We start from the raw sequence: 16391 nt of genomic DNA on the forward strand, positions 1-16391 counted from the left end.
AATTACAAATAGTTACGTGCATACGGTTAAAACTCAGATCAGGTGAACTATGTAAGTCACCTGATTAACTAAATTTAACGATTGATCTAGTACTGCTATCTTTGGTTTGGGTTCGTGGGCTGGTCATCAAACTGATAAATCAACTGGAACTGACTCCCTCTGGAGTTGTCATCTACTGGGAAAACCCCTACCTGACTGGTTCCTACTTCTGGTCTGACTCGCAACTGCACATTTCGATCGATCGGTAAACCAATTAATGGGTTATTGGAAGAATTCTGAACACCATTGACAGACGCAGTTCCAGTGGTAGTGCGAGAAGGGGCAGACTGCTGAATGGTGCGCTCCTGTAATCCCTGTAGAGAATTTGCCGAGCCTATCGGTTCTGACTGGGCCTGAGCCAGAGAAACAAAACTAAGAAGAATTGTAAAAGTACCGAGCGTAGCGATCGTGGTATGCATGACTGGCACTCCTGAAGCTCAAAAATTTTTCTTCAGTCAGTATGCCATCTATTCTTGAAAACGAGCGTCTTTTTCTAAAGCTTGATTTAGGACTCGGCGAAAACGCCTTACGAAACTGGAGGTAATGAGTTATGAATTACGAATCGCGTCTCCACCCCATCCATTCATTCACCCTCCCAACACTTCTCCATTCCCTGTAACCTAGATCCAGAACTAACCGAGAGACTTCATGACCATTAAGCGGGCGATTCTGGTAGTGCTAACGACTCTAGCCATTTTCCTGATTGGGCAGGACTTGCTGAATAGCTGGAATCAATCCCAGATTCAAAGCCGATTGGAGCTATACCAAACCAACTTATTGCTGCAGGCCACCGCATTACGGGAGGACGACGCTAATTTACAGTCAGCGCGTAAAGCATTACTGGGGGCCGAACCGCTGAAGACAGCTGAGGAACAATACCAGGATGTTCGTAAACAAGCTGAGAAAAGCCTGGAGCGAACGCAATCGCTCCTAGCAAAAACATCTGAAAAGGCCAATAAGTATGACAACAAAACGTTGCAACAAACAGAAGCAAAGCTCAGGCGCTTGATAGCTGACCTGGATTTGAGCCTGGGGATCCTCCAGGTAGAGCAGGGACAGGTCGAAACGGCCTTAAAAACCTGGAAAGCTGTGATGGATCAGGCCGCTCCCGTCCCCAGTTTAGAACCATTAGAAAAAACGGCAGATGTATTGTCCAGCCTGTGGGAGAAGCCACCTCAACTGTTGCCAGATGCAGAGCCGTTGTTAAAGAAAAACCTGGACGGTTGGTTTGAAAACCGGGCACTGTCTCAGCTTTACCAATTGCAGCAACGTCAGGACGCTTTGCAAGCATTACAGGCCAGAGAGCAAGCTGCGGCTGAACAAGCTCTGAGAAATTTAGCGATTGTCGGTGGAGTGCCCATTCTGGGATGTTTGATTGGGGTTGGCATCCTATTATTTCTTGCCAGCCAGTGGTTTTTGCGGGGCAAACAGTCTTTGCTTAATCTAACGGATGCTCAGGATTGGTCTACCCCCTGGGATGGGGAAGTTGTCTGGCAGGTACTGATTCTGGGATTTTTCTTTGTCGGTCAAATTGCGCTGCCTCTGGTGTTAGGGATTCTCCAATCAGTCTCTGGGTTGGAACCAACAACCCTGGGAGAGCAGGGAAGAGCACTGTTTATTCTGACTAACTATTTGCTATTAGCCGCAGGAGGACTAGGAGTTCTCTATCTTTCCATCAAACCATTTTTTCCTTTGCCAGAAGGCTGGTTTCGCCTTGATCTGAAAGGCAATTGGATTGGCTGGGGATTGGGGGGGTATTTCGCGGCACTGCCCCTGGTTATCCTGATTTCCCTGATTAACCAAAAAATCTGGCAGGGACAGGGAGGCAGTAACCCAATTTTGCCGATCGCCCTGGAAGGAAAGGATCCGGCTGCCCTATTCATCTTTTTCTTGACTGCCGCGATTGCTGCTCCCATCTTTGAAGAAATTCTCTTCCGGGGATTTCTCCTGTCTTCCCTGACTCGCTACTTTCCGGTGTGGGGCGCGATCGCTCTCAGCAGCGTACTATTCGCCATTGCCCACCTGAGTCTATCTGAAGTACTGCCCTTAACTGTTCTGGGAATGGTGCTGGGCTTTGTTTACGTCCGATCGCGAAATTTATTGTCTTCCATGCTGTTACACAGTCTCTGGAATAGTGGTACACTTCTCAGCCTGATTCTCCTCGGATCCGGCCAAGGAAATTAAAGCTTTGACAAGACGGTATTGCTGCTGGTTCTGGTATTGGATTGCCCAATTCCATCATATTTTGCTAAATCTGATTCCCTTTCGGCCTTGTGTGACATGATTAGAACTGGAAATCCTGACCACGATCGTGGTCTTTTTCCCCTCTAATGATTGACCGTCGGACCATGGCTCTTTCAACCGAACTGCTATGGGCACTAATCGGGTTGCTTCTGACCATCGGTGGCACCTTTCTAGAAGCCTCTATTGCTGTCCCCAGCCGCGACTGGAGCAATCAGGCTATTCAAACCCACTCTTTAGGAATTACTTATCAGTTTGGAGCTGGATTACTGGTCAGTTGCGTGGGAGGCCGAAATGCGGCTGTTCTTTCCCAGATTGCCTATATTCTGTTAGGGCTAACGCCGTGGTTTCCCATCTTTGCCAAAGGAGGGGGGGTAGCATACCTGCGCGAGCCAAGCTTTGGATATTTACTAGGGTTTATTCCCGCCGCCTGGGTGTGTGGGTATCTGGCCTTCAAACTTACGCCCCGCTTAGAGTCCCTGCTGATTAGCTGTATATGCGGGTTACTCAGCATTCATGTCACCGGGCTGCTCTATTTGGGATCCCTGCATCTGTTAGGTTGGGTATCACGGGTAGACTTTTTCAAAGCATTGTTTAAATTTTCCATTGAGCCGCTGCCGGGACAGTTTGCCGTCGTTTGCTCGGTGACGATTATTGCCTATGCTTTGCGCCATCTATTGATGTACTGATGTTTGCCAAAAACCGCTACTTCTGGATCGCTGCCCTGATTGGCTCAATCCTCGATCGCCTGACCAAATTTTGGGTCGTCTACACTTTTCCGCTCACGGATCCCCCCCAGACCTTCCCTCTGATTCCCGGTGTATTTCACTTCACGTATGTGGTGAATACAGGAGCGGCCTTCAGCTTTTTTAATCAAGGTGTAGGCTGGCTGCGCTGGTTGTCTCTGGGAGTCAGTATCGGCCTGTTGTTGTTGGCCTGGTTTGGGCCAACCCTCAGCCGCTGGGAGCAGTTGGGCTATGGCTTCATCCTGTCCGGTGCTTTAGGGAACGGCATCGATCGCTTCATTCTGGGTCAGGTTGTGGACTTCTTCGACTTCCGTCTGATCCGGTTTCCCGTCTTTAATGTGGCTGATGTTTTCATCAATGTAGGAATTGTCTGCCTGTTAATTGCCAGCATTCAGAAGCCTGTGCGATCAGGGAAGAAGGAGGATGAGTAAAGGGGGGAAGGAGTGGATGGGTAGGTGAGTGGGTGAGAGAGCGGCAGGCATTGATTCGTAATTCATTCAAAATTCAAAACTCTGAAGGAAAAAATGGCAGGAGATATTTTAGTTGGAATTATCATGGGCAGCGATTCGGATTTATCCACCATGCAGGGGGCAATCGCAGTCTGCGAAGAGTTTGGGGTGGCGTGTGAAGTGGCGATCGTATCGGCCCATCGCACACCGGAGCGCATGGTGGAGTACGCTCAGCAGGCCCATCAACGGGGACTGAAGGTAATTATTGCTGGAGCCGGAGGAGCCGCTCACCTGCCGGGGATGGTGGCTTCTCTCACGCCGTTACCTGTGATTGGGGTGCCCGTTCCCAGTCGTCATCTTCAGGGAGTAGATTCCCTTTATTCGATCGTGCAGATGCCTGCTGGAATTCCGGTGGCAACTGTAGCGATCGGTAATGCCCGGAATGCAGGTCTGCTCGCGGTTCAAATTCTGGCTACTCAAGATGCCGTTCTCCTGGAAAAAGTACAACACTATCGCCAGAGCCTGAAGGACACAGTGATGGAGAAACAGGCCAAGTTGGAGGAAATGGGATATCAGCAGTATTTGGAGGTATAGGGAATTGGGGATCGAACGCCCGTCCCAGAACAAGCACACCTCAACCAGACAAACTTGTCCGTCAACAAACTGGCATCCACAGTTAACAACACTGCTTCTGCTGCAAATGCTGGTAGTGCGTAGCACCAGAATGGCTTATAGATCACCTGCGCCGCCCTAGCGTATTCCTACTGCAATGTGGTCTTAGAAACCATGCGAGTCTCTTTACGATCGCTCTCCGACAAAGTTTCCCCCTGCTGTAGGCGGGTAGCATTGTCCTGTAAGACAGTGGCGGCTCCTTCATCTCCCATTTGCAGAGCGGTATTGGCGGCAGTTTGGAGCATCGTTGCCGCTCCGGCCAGATCGCCCTGTTGCAGTTTGTTTTCGGCAATTTGAGTTTGGCGGTATTTGGCCAGAGCCAGGATATGATGCTGCACCTGCGGATCCGGATTGGGCTGATAATTACTGACATAATCGGCATATACGGTCAGCGAGTCGGTCGAGAGTCCTTCCTGCTGCGAGGCCGGATCATCATAGCGGGCTTGAATGCGGGCGATCGCTTGTTGCCCAACAGCCATTTGATTCAGGTATAGATTCACCAGCACCACTCTGGGCACCTCTACCATCAGATCACCTAACCGCACTAAGTATTGCGTACCTTCCTGTTGCACAGGCAGTTCGATCACATCGGGAGCCACTTGGGCAATCGGCTTCATCTCTGCTAATCGTACTCCCGGCATGAGCGAGAGCAACAGATAGCCATTAGTCAGACCCACCGTTTGCATCCGGCTCAACATCCGACCGAACTCTGCCACGGCATCTTCCGGCTGCTGGATGTAAGACATAGTGCCCCGTCCTGTATCAGCAATTTTTTCTAAAATGTCCTGATTCCACTCGCTGCCAAAGCCCAGCGTACTGAGGGTGAGGTTGTAATCGGCGGCCAGTTTAGCCAGTTTCAGACAGCGATCGTTGTCCCCATGCTCATTTTCCCCATCCGTCAGCAGGAAAATTTGCGAAATGGTTCCTTGCTTGGCTTTGGCTAACTCCTCAATGCCTAGGCGCAAACCTTCGTCGATCGCAGTACCCCCACTGGCTTTCAGTTGGTCAATTTGTAGCTTAATGCTGATCGGATTTTCCAGTTCCTGATTGGGTACCAGCACCTTCGCTTTGTGATTGAACCCGATGATGGAAATGCGATCGCCCAAAGATAACCGATCCATCAACCGTTGAGCGGCTTCCCGCACCATGTCCATCGGATGCCCGGACATGGAACCACTGTGATCCAGAATCAGGCAAAGGTTGAGTGGCACACTGCGAGGAATTTCATCCGCGATCGCCGACATGGATACTGACAATTGCCGCTGGCTGATGGCCTGGGTTGCATCCACACTGGCATCACTGAGAGTAAACTGTAACCCGACTTTCATAACAAACAATCCTGAACACAACACTATCCAGCAACTTCAAGGTATCCAGTCAGGGTTCCGTCCTCCGAGTGACAGTCCAGGGATCGGTCATCCGTATGGGGTACTGGTAATTGGTCGTTAGTCACACGCTACTATGGATAAACAGCGCCCTTGTTTCAAGGACTACCTACACTATGGCACCGATTCAGGCTGTTCAATCTCCATACTATGGAGACTCGTCTTACCGCACTCCCCCTCCAGATCTGCCGTCCCTTTTGTTGAAGGAGCGGATTATTTATCTGGGATTGCCGCTCGTATCGTCTGACGATTTCAAACGGCAGCTAGGGGTCGATGTGACCAAGCTGATTATTGCTCAACTGTTGTATCTGCAGTTTTCTGACCCCGAAAAGCCAATCTACTTCTACATCAACTCTACCGGAACCTCCTGGTACACAGGTGACGCGATCGGTCAGGATACGGAAGCCTTTGCCATTTGCGACACCATGAATTACATCAAACCGCCTGTTCACACCATCTGTATCGGTCAGGCTATGGGAACCGCTGCCCTGATTCTGTCCTCTGGAACGAAAGGTTTCCGTGCCAGCCTGCCCCATGCCACGATCGTCCTTAACCAGCCTAAAATCGGCATGGGTCGGGGTCAGGCCACCGATATTCAGATTCGGGCGAAAGAAGTACTGGAAAACAAAGCGGCTCTGCTGGATATCCTGTCCAAAAACACGGGGCAGCCTCCCGAAAAGATCGCCAAAGACTCCGATCGTATGCTGTATATGACTCCACAGCAAGCGAAAGAGTACGGCCTGATTGACAAAGTTTTGGAAAGCACCAAAGACTTGCCAAAACCTGTCCCTGCTCTCATTTAATGGTTCTCAGGACTGCCTCTTATGTCTGTCGATGAAATCATGCGCGTTCCCTATAACATCCCTGGCAGTCCCTACTGGCAGTGGATTAACATCTACACGCGCCTCAGCCAGGAACGAATCATCTTCCTAAACCAGCCCCTCTCCCACGGATTGGCCAACTCCCTGATCTCGGCCCTGCTCTATCTGGATTCTGAGGATCAAACCAAACCGATTTACATCTACATCAATTCCTACGGCGATCCGGTCGCGATGGGAATGACCCACGAATCGGCAGGGATGATGTCGGTGAATGCTGGACTGTCCCTCTATGACACCATGCAGCACGTCAAGTCCGAAATCATCACGATTTGCCTGGGACAGGCGATCGGTATGTCTGCCGTCCTGTTATCCGCAGGCACTAAGGGCAAACGGGGGAGTCTGCCCCATGCCATGATTGCCCTCAACCATCCTCTCGTGGGCACCCAGGGACAGGCCACTGATATTCAAATCAATGCCCAGGAAGTATTGGCGAAAAGGCATCTAGTTCATGAGATTCTGTCTCAAACCACAGGCCAGTCAGTAGAAAAGATTGCCAAAGATATAGATCGCACCTTCTACATGACTCCCCAAGAGGCTAAAGACTACGGCTTGATTGATCACGTTCTCACCAGTTCCAAAGAGTTAGCGACTAAAGCAGCTTAAGGGGATTAGGGATTGGGAATTGGGGATTAGGAGTTAGGTGTAATGACACGAGAGGTTATTCCCATTGGATCGGTGCGTTACGCTAACGCTAGCAGCACCTTACGGTTACTGATGCCCCTAATTCCTAACCCTTAATCCCCAATCCCCAATGCCCCATCTCCAACCCTCAATCCCCTCTTTCCAGGAGTTGTCCTATGCCTATTGGTATTCCTAGCGTTCCTTACCGTCTTCCCGGTAGCTCTTATGAACAGTGGATCAATATCTACGAGCGCCTGTTCCGGGAGCGGATTATCTTTTTGTCTGAAGAAGTGGATGACGGCATTGCCAACGCGATCGTCGCCTATCTGCTTTACCTTGATTCTGAAGATCAGACCAAGCCCATTTACCTGTACATCAACTCTCCTGGTGGCTCTGTGACTGCGGGTATGGCGATTTACGACACAATGCAGCACATTAAGTCAGAAGTGGTTACCATCTGTGTGGGTTTGGCGGCTTCCATGGGGGCCTTTCTACTGGCAGCGGGCAGCAAAGGTAAGCGATTGGCCCTGCCCCATGCCCGAATTATGATTCACCAGCCGCTGGGCGGTAGCCGGGGACAGGCCACAGACATTGAAATTGAAGCAAAAGAAATTTTGCGAATTCGCCATCAGTTGAATGAAATTCTTGCTGAACGCACCGGACAACCATTGTCCAAGATTGAGAAAGATACCGATCGCGATTACTTCATGTCGGCTCAAGAGGCCAAAGAATATGGGTTAATTGACCAAGTGATTGAAACCGTCACCCAGCAGTAGGTTGGTGGAAATAAGCCTGAGCTGAGGCTGTGCTTTGTCATTCGTCAACACACGCTAATCTAATGGCCAATGACGAATGACGCTCCCAATCCAGAAGTTAATAGCACCCCCCTAACCTGGAACCAACCTTTAATTTTGGCCGAGATTTACCCAAAACAGCCCGGGCGATGGCAGAATTCTTATATTTCTGTCATCGCCTTTTGCATGAACGTCGCGGACTGCTATCGAGTGTTGGAGTTAAGATCAGGCGCTTCTCTGGACGATATCAAAGTCGCTTATCGTCGGCTGGCGAGGCAATTCCACCCAGACATGAGTGCTGGGGATCAACGATCGCAGGATAAGTTCATTGAAATTACCACTGCCTACAAATTCCTGATGAACCGGATGAACGGGTCTGAAGCCGCGCCCTGGCCCAGTTCCCCGCCACCTCCAGCCGCTAAACTTGCTAAACCACACCGACCCCCTTCAGAGAAGACCAGAGCGGTTCGCAAAGCCGTTCAAATTCAAACTGATCCCAGTCTGTCCCCGCTGGACAATGAGCTAAAAAAAACCTCCTACCACCAGTTGCAACAGTTGCTGAGAACTCAAAAATTTCCCAGAGCGATCGCCCTGGTGGAAGGGTTAGCACGACGGTTGCCTAAAGACATGGAAGTCATGCAGTGGCAGGCGATCGTATATCAACAATGGGGACGGCAACTGGTACGCGATCGCCAACCGGATAAAGCAAGGCTGTATTTAAAGAAAGCATTGCAAACTGACCCTCATAACCGCTCTTTGTGGGCAGAGGTAGAGAAAGATTTCCGCAGTATCGAAGGTCACTGTTGAGAACAAATACTCATCAGTAATTTGAATCTAGAATATAGTTCTGATAAACCAATCGGAAAATCATATCAAAGCTGGTGTTTTGTTGAGCGACTTTGATATAGTTTAAGTAAAGAGAAGTAGCAAATCCTTGTGGATTCGGCTTTCTCCCTCCGTAAAATCATGAAGGGTGTTTCGCGCTCGCCTGTAATTTACTGTTTTGAAATCCATATCGAAGTTCCTCTGATACTTAACTCTTCCAGAGAGTTTTAACTGAAAAAATTGGTTTGGCTTACCAATGCAAGAAACAAAGCTTTGGTTCAAAGTTTTTATTCTGAAAATACTTGAAAGCTACGGGGTTTTTCTGAGTGATAGCCGTCTCATCCCGTCCAGCTAAACGCAGTTGGAACACAGTTAGCTTTGCTTCCACGCTTTATCTAGTTCCGATTCTCGATCTACTGCTTGCTGAGATTCCCCCTCAGTGGCGCTCAGAGGTTCGTCTTGGACTTCAAGAAGCTCTGGTTAACGCTGCCAAGCATGGCAATAAGTTGGATCCCAGTAAAACGGTTCTGGTGCGGTTTTCGGTAGTGGCTGACCAATACTGGTGGGTGATCTCTGATCAGGGTACAGGCTTTAAGCCTCCTGAAAGTTGCGACACTGCCAGTTTGGAAGAGAATATAGCTTGTCAGGAGAATGAATGTGGTCGGGGTTTGTATATTCTCTATCAGGTATTTGACCAAGTTGTATGGAATGGCCAGGGAACAGAACTGAGGCTGTGTAAGCGAGTTAAAGGTAGCTCTAGATTGCCTCTGCTTCCTTAGAAAAAGTAATTTGTGCTTGGTTATGCGTCTTTTGTAAAAAGAGTGCTTCTGTTGGCGTTTTCAGCAGAACCCAGGCGTGCATGGCTAGGATGAACGGGAAGGACGGAACAAATGATTATGTTCTGGGTTATAGAGTCGCGATCGAGCCTGAGCAATCTGCGGTGTGCTGGAGTTTGGCTGGGCGATCGCATGGGGAACAGTCGGGGCAGCTAACGCTGGACTAATGACATACAGAGTCGTGCGAATCAAATCTTCTCGGGCGGTCACAGCAGCCATTTGGTTGAGAGGAACCAGCCAAATTTGTTCGTCAGGCCAACCCAGACGAAAGCAGATGGCGACTGGAGTGGTGGCTGGATAATGCTGCATTAATTGCTGTTGAGCCGCTTCTACATGACGGGCACTCAAGTAAAGACAAAGACTGGCTTGATGAGCCGCCAACGATGCCAATTCTTCTGCTGCAGGCACTTGAGTCCGGCCACTCACACGAGTCAAGATGATGGTTTGGACCAATCCCGGCACCGTTAATTCCACTCGCAGTTTGGCAGCAGCGGCCTGAAATGCACTGATCCCTGGCACTACTTCAAAGGGAACCTCTGCTGCCAATAACGCTTGCATTTGCTCTTGCACCGCTCCATACAGGCTGGGATCACCCGAATGCAGCCGTACTACTGATTTACCTGCCTTTACCCGCGCGATCAAAATCGGTAGGATGTCCTCTAAAACTTTGTTGGCTGTTCGGATGATTTCAGCCTCCGATCGTGTCCCAGCTAAAACCTGTTGGGGAACCAGCGAGTCTGCCAGCACAATCACATCAGCCTGGGCCAGTAATCGCTGTGCCTTCACCGTCAGCAATTCAGGATCTCCTGGGCCTGCTCCCACAATATAAACAGCAGGGGGAAATGGGTGGGTGGATGGAACAGATGAGGTCGTCATAGAGGTGGGGGTCAGCTATGGGGATTAGGGATTAGGGATTAGGAATTAGGGATTAGGGATGGGGAAAGATGCGATTCATCGAGTCTGCATTGAATTGGGGATGAAAAATTCGGCATGGTACTGGCGAATGTAAATTTTTCTAAAGCTTTCCCCATTATTAGCGTGAATTCGAGTAAATAGATCCATCCATACGCTATACCTGGTGGTGTAATTGCCATCTTACGTTCAGGCGTGGCTTGTTAGAGGGATTTTTAGCAGCCCTCAAGCATCACAGGTCACCAGCGTCAAGTTTAGCGCCAAATTTGTGAATGCGCTCAGCCCAAAGCCATGAAAAACTCTCAAAATAATTCTCCCCATCCATGTTTTCACTCCTCCTCTGCCGCTAGTGAGTTGAAATTCTGGCTACCGTTGGGGGTGATGGGAACACTGGTATCCGGGACGATCGCGCTGTTTCCTCTGACTGCTCAGGCCGCGGCCCTGACTCAGTGGCATTATGATCCCACCACCAACCGCCTGGAAGTCACTGTGGATCAAGGAACCACTCCCCGGTATTTCTTGATGGCACAACCCGCCCGCATTGTCCTGGATTTACCCGATACCGCCGTTGGTGCCGTCAAATCTCAAGCCACCTACTCTGGTGCAATTCGTCAAATCCGAGTTTCTCAATTTCAACCCGGATTAACCCGCATTGTGATGGAACTGTCCCCGGATGTGGAATTGGCTCCGGGGCAAGTCAAGTTAGAGAAAGCCAATCACCCCACCGAAACCTCCCGCTGGGTACTCCATCCCCTGATTGCTCAGGCACCGCCAATTCAGCCCTCTGCCAAAATTCCGGCTCCTGCCCCCACCCCCCCTGTGGTTTCAGAACCTCCTCCCCCTACTCAATCTGCTGTCCCACTCCCCTCGAATGAGCATTCTCATCCCTTACCCTCCGCCCCCTTCCCCGTTGAAAGTCCTGCTCCCGTTCGGGTACCTCCCTTAAGTTCGGAACCTGTTCTAGCGACAGGGAGTCGCGTACAGCCCGAAATATCAGTTCCTGCTCAAGTGGTCAAGGCCGAAAAAATCCTTCCTCCCCCAACTCCGATCCCCATCGGTTCAGATGACGGCTTCAAGGATCCAGATTCCTCTCAATCGGGTCAGGTTCTATTACCTGCCTCAAAAACACCGCTGCCGCCCAGTTCATCCCCTGCGGAACTGGCGATCGATACCCGTAACGCCATTAAAATTTCCGTCCCGCCCCCCCTGTCAGGCATCCCAACAGCAAACCCAAGCCCATCTGCGATTACCGACAAGCCTCTGGCTCCTGCTTCGGTTACACCATCTGTCACCCCAAGCTCATCCACAATTGCTGCCAAACCTCTGGCTCCTGCTTCAGCGACACCATCTGTTACCAACTCTCTGCCTGCGAAACCGTCTGCGATCGTGGCACCTCCACCCGTTATGAATTCCTTCGCAACGGAGATGCCTTCTACAGTCCGGATCTTACCAAAGACCGCTCCTACCATCAGCGTTCCACCATTGAGCAATCCTCAGTCTGGTTCAGTGCCTTTTGGGAGCGCGACTCCATCCCTGACTGCTATTGCACAGGCCACAACCCCATTGCCTCCCCAGGTACAACTTCCTCCTTTGGCTCCCCTGCCCGGTGCTCCTTCTCCCCAGTCCACTGCTCTCCCGGCACCTACGATTCAGGGAGGAATACCCCCTACCTCGATCGGAGGCACCTTTCCGGTGGCCAGCACGTTCCCAGGAGCAGAGGGATTACCGACCTCCGCAGTTCCCAGTCTTCCAGCCAATCAGACTCCTTTAGTAACGGTTCCTCCTCTGGCCCCCAATGCCAGTCAAGCTGTTCCTCCAAGACAGGCTCCGGTTGTCTCCCAGCCATCGGTGGCACCCACGATCGCTCCTCCGGCTTCTGCGTCCTTGGTGCCATCGCAACCCACACCAACCTTCGGTTCCCCAGAGGTAGCGACAACTCAGCCCAAAGCCAAGCCATCGACAGTTGAATTTGGGCAACCCTTACCGACTACAGGAGCAATCGCCTTAAATACCTTCCCACGCGGAGTTCCCACCTATCCCATGCCTCCTTTGCAACCTGCCAGTGTTCAACGGGTATTCTTTCAATCTCCCAATTCATCAGTTCTATTACCACTGGGAGCAACCTTAAATCTGGTTTATCCGGGAACTACCTCCTTAAAACTCCCCTCTGGGCCACCTTTACAGGAGGTGCTCCTGCTACAAACTGAAGTGCGAGACGCAACGGGAAACGTAATTTTTCCTCAAGGCAGTTATGTCCTGGGTCGGTTTGATAGCAACGGCAGTGGCAGTAAGTTTATCGCTCAGGCGATCGCAGTAGGTGAGAAAACCATTCCTCTCGCAGCCGAATCCAATCCTCTGAGTAACAATCGGGAGTTATCTACCACTTCAATGGCGATCGGTTCTGGAGTAGGAGCGCTGTTGGGCGGAGTCGTCAGCAGTTTTTCAGGGCTGGGATTGGTAGGTGGTGCAGCAGCTGGAGCAGCAACCTCATTTCTGGCTTCCCCTAAACAAGTCACCTTACAACCGGGACAAGTGATTCAGGTGCAAGTCAAACAGGATCTGGTAATTCGGTAGCAATCGAGGATGGAGGAGGGATGGGGAAATGTGATGACAAGATGTGGAATTCCACCTTCTCCTCCGACTTCTATTGGCCCACCAATGAAAAAAGGGTAGATAACTGGTTGCTCTCCGGTTCATCCACCCTTTTTCAAGATTCAGGATGCAATTCTAGAAGCGGTTGTTTTCTGATTCGCCAGCCCGACCTGTTGGGCCTTTATCCAAGAACAGGTTCTTGGCGACATCATTCTGATAAATGCAATCGATTTGGGGATTATCCTCTAAGGATCTGGTAAAGCCGAAGGTATTCATTCGCTGTTTACAACTGCGTACCTGCTCCTGGTTCACTAATCCCCGTTGTTCCAGAATTGACCAGTTGTTGTTCCGCAACACGCAACCGGGTTGGGCAACGGGTTGGGACACAAAGAAGTTAAGGGGATTGAGGGTCACGAATACCCGCATATCCGTGACGATCGCGCTGGCTCCAAACTGCACACAGAGATCGGAATTGGGCGCTTTATTGTCCAACTCGTACTGAGTCACAATTTTGGTACCACCTGTGTTCGCACCCAGACTGCCCATTGAGGCAAAAGCCATGCCAACCCCAATTCCAAGAATGAACACGCCCGCTAGGACAAAAATTGTAGTGGCATTAAACAGAGATGCCAGGAAGGATTTACGGGGTTGTGGGACAGAGAGTTGCGGGCCAGACTTTTCCTCAGCAGGCCCATAGTCATCAAAATTACGATCGTAGTCACGATCGTAATTGTTGCTATAGCCCGGAGATCGGGGACGACGTTTTGCCATAGATCCTTGCAGTTTGGGAAGTTAGGACTTGAGCCATATTAAACCTTGTCCATGTCTAAAACCGTAGTTTCTCTGATCGAACCAGGATTGTTCTCTCGCTAGACTTGGTTTAGATTCACAATGGCTCTTTATCTAGTATGCCTTGAACTTTTGTTTACGATAGCAGGTTGGGGAGGCACCTCAACCACATTCTTTCAAAGCACTCTGTAACAAAACTTAGTAGCATTTTCATACAGATGCGTTAGAGTTCTCATAAATTGAATTTCATAAATCCTTAAAGTTCAACTCCATAACTGGATTCTTCTGTAAACCAATGACTCCTAGTGATATCACTCAATCTCTTAACCTGGCTCGTGCCCTCGGCCTGATTGTTTCTAGTCGCATTATTAACGGTGTGATGTACGTTTACAATGCGGCTGGTCAGGCAAAGCCGTGGGATAACTTTGCCGCCGAATATCCTTTAGAACGGTTGCAAGCGATGGCTACCCGCGCCCAGCTTCGTCAAAAGCCTGCTCACTGAGGGAATGAGGGAAAAGGTGGAAGACTTGCTTCTACCTTTTCTCAAGTGGGCCTAAAACTGACGCAGGAAGCGTAAATCACTAGTGTACAAGCGACGAATATCGTCGATTTGGTGTAATACAGCGGCCAATCGTTCAACACCCAGTCCACCCGCAAAGCCGGTGTAAACTTCTGGATCATACCCAACTGCCTTGAGGACATTAGGATCCACCATGCCGCAACCCATGATTTCCAGCCAGCGTCCTTTCCACTGTAAATCAACTTCTGCCGAAGGTTCCGTGAAGGGGAAGAAACTGGGCCGCATCCGAATTGGCACTTCTCCAAACAATTGTTCCAGGAATATGCGGATTGTCCCTTTCAGATCGGTAAAGGTTAAGCCTTCATCGATCGCCAGAAACTCAATTTGATGGAACACCGCTGTATGGGTGGCATCTACCGTATCCCGACGGTAACACCGACCCGGCATGACAATTCGTACAGGGGGTTCGTTGGCCTCCATATACCGGATTTGCACTGACGATGTGTGAGTCCGCAGAATATTGCCATCGGGTAGATACAGGGTATCCTGCATATCTCTCGCCGGATGGTCGGGCAAGAAGTTGAGCGCCTCAAAGTTATAGTAGTCCGTCTCCATCTCTGGGCCTTCCGCCACTGTGTAACCCAATCCCACAAAGATGTCGATCACCCGATCCATCATGCCGTTCAGGGGATGAATGCGCCCTTGGGGACGGTATACTCCTGGCATAGTAACATCCAGAGTTTCAGACTCCAGTTGGGCTTGCAATTGAGCAGTTTGTAAGGCAGTGCGACGTTGCTCCAGGTCAGCCTGGATAGCGTCTTTCACTTCATTGGCCCGCGCCCCAATCCGAGGACGATCGCTGGCCGCCAATTTCCCCATGCTTCCCAATACCTGGGGAATTGGCCCTTTTTTGCCCAAATACTTCACGCGCAGTTGCTCTAATTGCTCCAGGGAATCTGCTGCGGCTAATGCTTGCTGGGCTTCCAGGCGGATGGCATCAAGTTGAGCTTCTAAATCGGCAGACTGAACAGTCATAGAAAGGTTAAGAGGTCTACCCTACCAGTTTAGTAGAGGTTGGAGAGGTCTTCTGCGACGACAGGAGGCGAAATTAGGGAAAATCGTAGAGTTTGCACTGTACATCCTGGACGAAGATACTTTACCCGACGGAACCCTTCAAGCAATGAGACTACTGATTAGTAATGACGATGGCATTTTTGCGTTAGGCATCCGGTCTTTGGCCAACCAACTCGCGGCAGCCGGACACGAAGTTAGTGTAGTGTGCCCCGATCGCGAGCGATCGGCCACCGGACACGGCTTAACCCTGCACCAACCGATTCGCGCAGAAGTCGTAGAGTCCGTGTTTCACCCTACTGTAAAAGCCTGGGCTTGCTCTGGAACTCCAGCCGATTGCGTGAAGTTAGCGCTGTGGGCTTTGTTAGAGGACAAACCCGATCTAGTTCTTTCTGGCATCAATCATGGCCCCAATCTAGGTACAGATGTACTGTATTCAGGCACTGTATCCGCCGCGATGGAGGGTGTGGTTGAAGGAATTCCCAGCATTGCTTTGAGTTTGACCAGTTTTACCTTTCAAAACTTTGGCCCTGCAGCGACCTTTGCTCAATTCTTAGTGACCAAACTGGAGAAACAGCGCCTTCCGGAAATTCTGCTGAATGTGAATGTGCCTGCAGTGGCAGCGGAAGCGATCGCAGGAGTTGCCATCACTCGTCAAGGCATCCGACGATATATTGATGTATTTGAAAAACGGATTGACCCCCGGGGCAAAACCTATTATTGGCTAGCGGGTGAATTACTGGAGGACATTGAAGAGTCAGACTACTTAGCAGATCAGGCTCCTACCGATGTACAGGCAATTCGCAATAATTACATCACCATTACCCCCCTGCAATATAACCTCACCTGTGCCAGCAGTCTGGCCATGTTCAAAAACTTAGCATTGGACTTTCCCAAGGATTGCCAACAAAATAATTTGCATTAAGTATCAAGAATGGAAAATGGGCACTTTAATAAAGTGCCCCCTTGGTGGTGCAGAAAACTCCTGAAACCCCTATAAATCAAGGATTCTCACCGA

General features: G+C 50.3%; 17 protein-coding genes. 12 read left to right on the forward strand and 5 right to left on the reverse strand.

Features of this window, described 5'->3' with window-relative positions; all coding sequences use genetic code 11:
• Positions 1 to 95 precede the first annotated feature (95 nt).
• Entirely contained in the window at positions 96 to 458 is a 363-nt protein-coding gene (locus tag ACUVQO_RS18415) for a hypothetical protein (protein ID WP_445927290.1), read from the reverse strand.
• Between the two features lie 229 nt (positions 459 to 687).
• Here ACUVQO_RS18415 and ACUVQO_RS18420 point away from each other — a divergent pair, with 229 nt between their 5' ends.
• The 4 genes from ACUVQO_RS18420 to purE all read left to right on the forward strand — a co-directional run bounded on the left by ACUVQO_RS18420 (position 688) and on the right by purE (position 4069).
• Positions 688 to 2223 carry a CPBP family glutamic-type intramembrane protease gene (locus ACUVQO_RS18420; RefSeq protein WP_445927291.1) on the forward strand — a complete coding sequence of 512 codons (1536 nt, stop codon included), beginning with the start codon at positions 688 to 690 and terminating at the stop codon, positions 2221 to 2223.
• A 164-nt stretch (positions 2224 to 2387) separates the two neighbouring features.
• Positions 2388 to 2969 carry a biotin transporter BioY gene (locus tag ACUVQO_RS18425; protein ID WP_445927292.1) on the forward strand — a complete coding sequence of 194 codons (582 nt, stop codon included), beginning with the start codon at positions 2388 to 2390 and terminating at the stop codon, positions 2967 to 2969.
• Entirely contained in the window at positions 2969 to 3457 is a 489-nt protein-coding gene (gene lspA / locus ACUVQO_RS18430) for a signal peptidase II (protein ID WP_445927293.1), read from the forward strand. The genes ACUVQO_RS18425 and lspA overlap by 1 nt, the downstream gene beginning before the upstream one ends.
• Positions 3458 to 3580: 123 nt before the next feature.
• Positions 3581 to 4069 (forward strand): 5-(carboxyamino)imidazole ribonucleotide mutase, encoded by a 489-nt coding sequence (gene purE, locus ACUVQO_RS18435; protein WP_445927294.1) that lies wholly within the window; start codon positions 3581 to 3583, stop codon positions 4067 to 4069.
• A 167-nt stretch (positions 4070 to 4236) separates the two neighbouring features.
• On the opposite strand, the gene ACUVQO_RS18440 is transcribed toward purE, so the two are convergent.
• On the reverse strand, positions 4237 to 5475 hold the full coding sequence (locus tag ACUVQO_RS18440; protein ID WP_445927295.1) for a vWA domain-containing protein: 1239 nt from the start codon (positions 5473 to 5475) through the stop codon (positions 4237 to 4239).
• Between the two features lie 173 nt (positions 5476 to 5648).
• Between ACUVQO_RS18440 and ACUVQO_RS18445 the strand changes: the two genes are divergently transcribed.
• From ACUVQO_RS18445 to ACUVQO_RS18465, 5 genes are all read left to right on the forward strand, one after another.
• Complete coding sequence (locus tag ACUVQO_RS18445) at positions 5649 to 6335, forward strand: ATP-dependent Clp protease proteolytic subunit (RefSeq protein ID WP_445927296.1); 687 nt, start codon at positions 5649 to 5651, stop codon at positions 6333 to 6335.
• A 21-nt stretch (positions 6336 to 6356) separates the two neighbouring features.
• The gene (locus tag ACUVQO_RS18450) at positions 6357 to 7016 is read left to right on the forward strand and encodes an ATP-dependent Clp protease proteolytic subunit (RefSeq protein WP_445927297.1); all 660 of its coding nucleotides are present in this window, start codon (positions 6357 to 6359) and stop codon (positions 7014 to 7016) included.
• Positions 7017 to 7210: 194 nt separating this feature from the next.
• Positions 7211 to 7810 (forward strand): ATP-dependent Clp protease proteolytic subunit, encoded by a 600-nt coding sequence (locus tag ACUVQO_RS18455; RefSeq protein WP_233743390.1) that lies wholly within the window; start codon positions 7211 to 7213, stop codon positions 7808 to 7810.
• A 69-nt stretch (positions 7811 to 7879) separates the two neighbouring features.
• On the forward strand, positions 7880 to 8635 hold the full coding sequence (locus tag ACUVQO_RS18460) for a J domain-containing protein (protein ID WP_445927298.1): 756 nt from the start codon (positions 7880 to 7882) through the stop codon (positions 8633 to 8635).
• 344 nt (positions 8636 to 8979) lie between these two features.
• On the forward strand, positions 8980 to 9432 hold the full coding sequence (locus ACUVQO_RS18465) for an ATP-binding protein (protein ID WP_445927299.1): 453 nt from the start codon (positions 8980 to 8982) through the stop codon (positions 9430 to 9432).
• Positions 9433 to 9516: 84 nt separating this feature from the next.
• On the opposite strand, the gene cobM is transcribed toward ACUVQO_RS18465, so the two are convergent.
• Entirely contained in the window at positions 9517 to 10365 is an 849-nt protein-coding gene (cobM, locus tag ACUVQO_RS18470) for a precorrin-4 C(11)-methyltransferase (RefSeq protein WP_445927300.1), read from the reverse strand.
• A 327-nt stretch (positions 10366 to 10692) separates the two neighbouring features.
• Here cobM and ACUVQO_RS18475 point away from each other — a divergent pair, with 327 nt between their 5' ends.
• Complete coding sequence (locus tag ACUVQO_RS18475) at positions 10693 to 12975, forward strand: AMIN domain-containing protein (protein WP_445927301.1); 2283 nt, start codon at positions 10693 to 10695, stop codon at positions 12973 to 12975.
• Between the two features lie 153 nt (positions 12976 to 13128).
• On the opposite strand, the gene ACUVQO_RS18480 is transcribed toward ACUVQO_RS18475, so the two are convergent.
• On the reverse strand, positions 13129 to 13764 hold the full coding sequence (locus ACUVQO_RS18480; protein ID WP_445927302.1) for a DUF3172 domain-containing protein: 636 nt from the start codon (positions 13762 to 13764) through the stop codon (positions 13129 to 13131).
• Between the two features lie 313 nt (positions 13765 to 14077).
• Between ACUVQO_RS18480 and ACUVQO_RS18485 the strand changes: the two genes are divergently transcribed.
• Positions 14078 to 14284, forward strand: coding sequence for a hypothetical protein (locus ACUVQO_RS18485; protein WP_445927303.1), 207 nt, complete (start codon positions 14078 to 14080; stop codon positions 14282 to 14284).
• A 51-nt stretch (positions 14285 to 14335) separates the two neighbouring features.
• Here the strand turns inward: ACUVQO_RS18485 and pheS are convergent, their stop codons facing one another.
• Entirely contained in the window at positions 14336 to 15337 is a 1002-nt protein-coding gene (pheS, locus tag ACUVQO_RS18490) for a phenylalanine--tRNA ligase subunit alpha (RefSeq protein ID WP_445927304.1), read from the reverse strand.
• Positions 15338 to 15482: 145 nt separating this feature from the next.
• Between pheS and surE the strand changes: the two genes are divergently transcribed.
• Positions 15483 to 16298, forward strand: coding sequence for a 5'/3'-nucleotidase SurE (gene surE / locus ACUVQO_RS18495; protein WP_445927305.1), 816 nt, complete (start codon positions 15483 to 15485; stop codon positions 16296 to 16298).
• Positions 16299 to 16391: the final 93 nt, after the last annotated feature.

This window comes from Leptodesmis sp. (assembly GCF_052746595.1).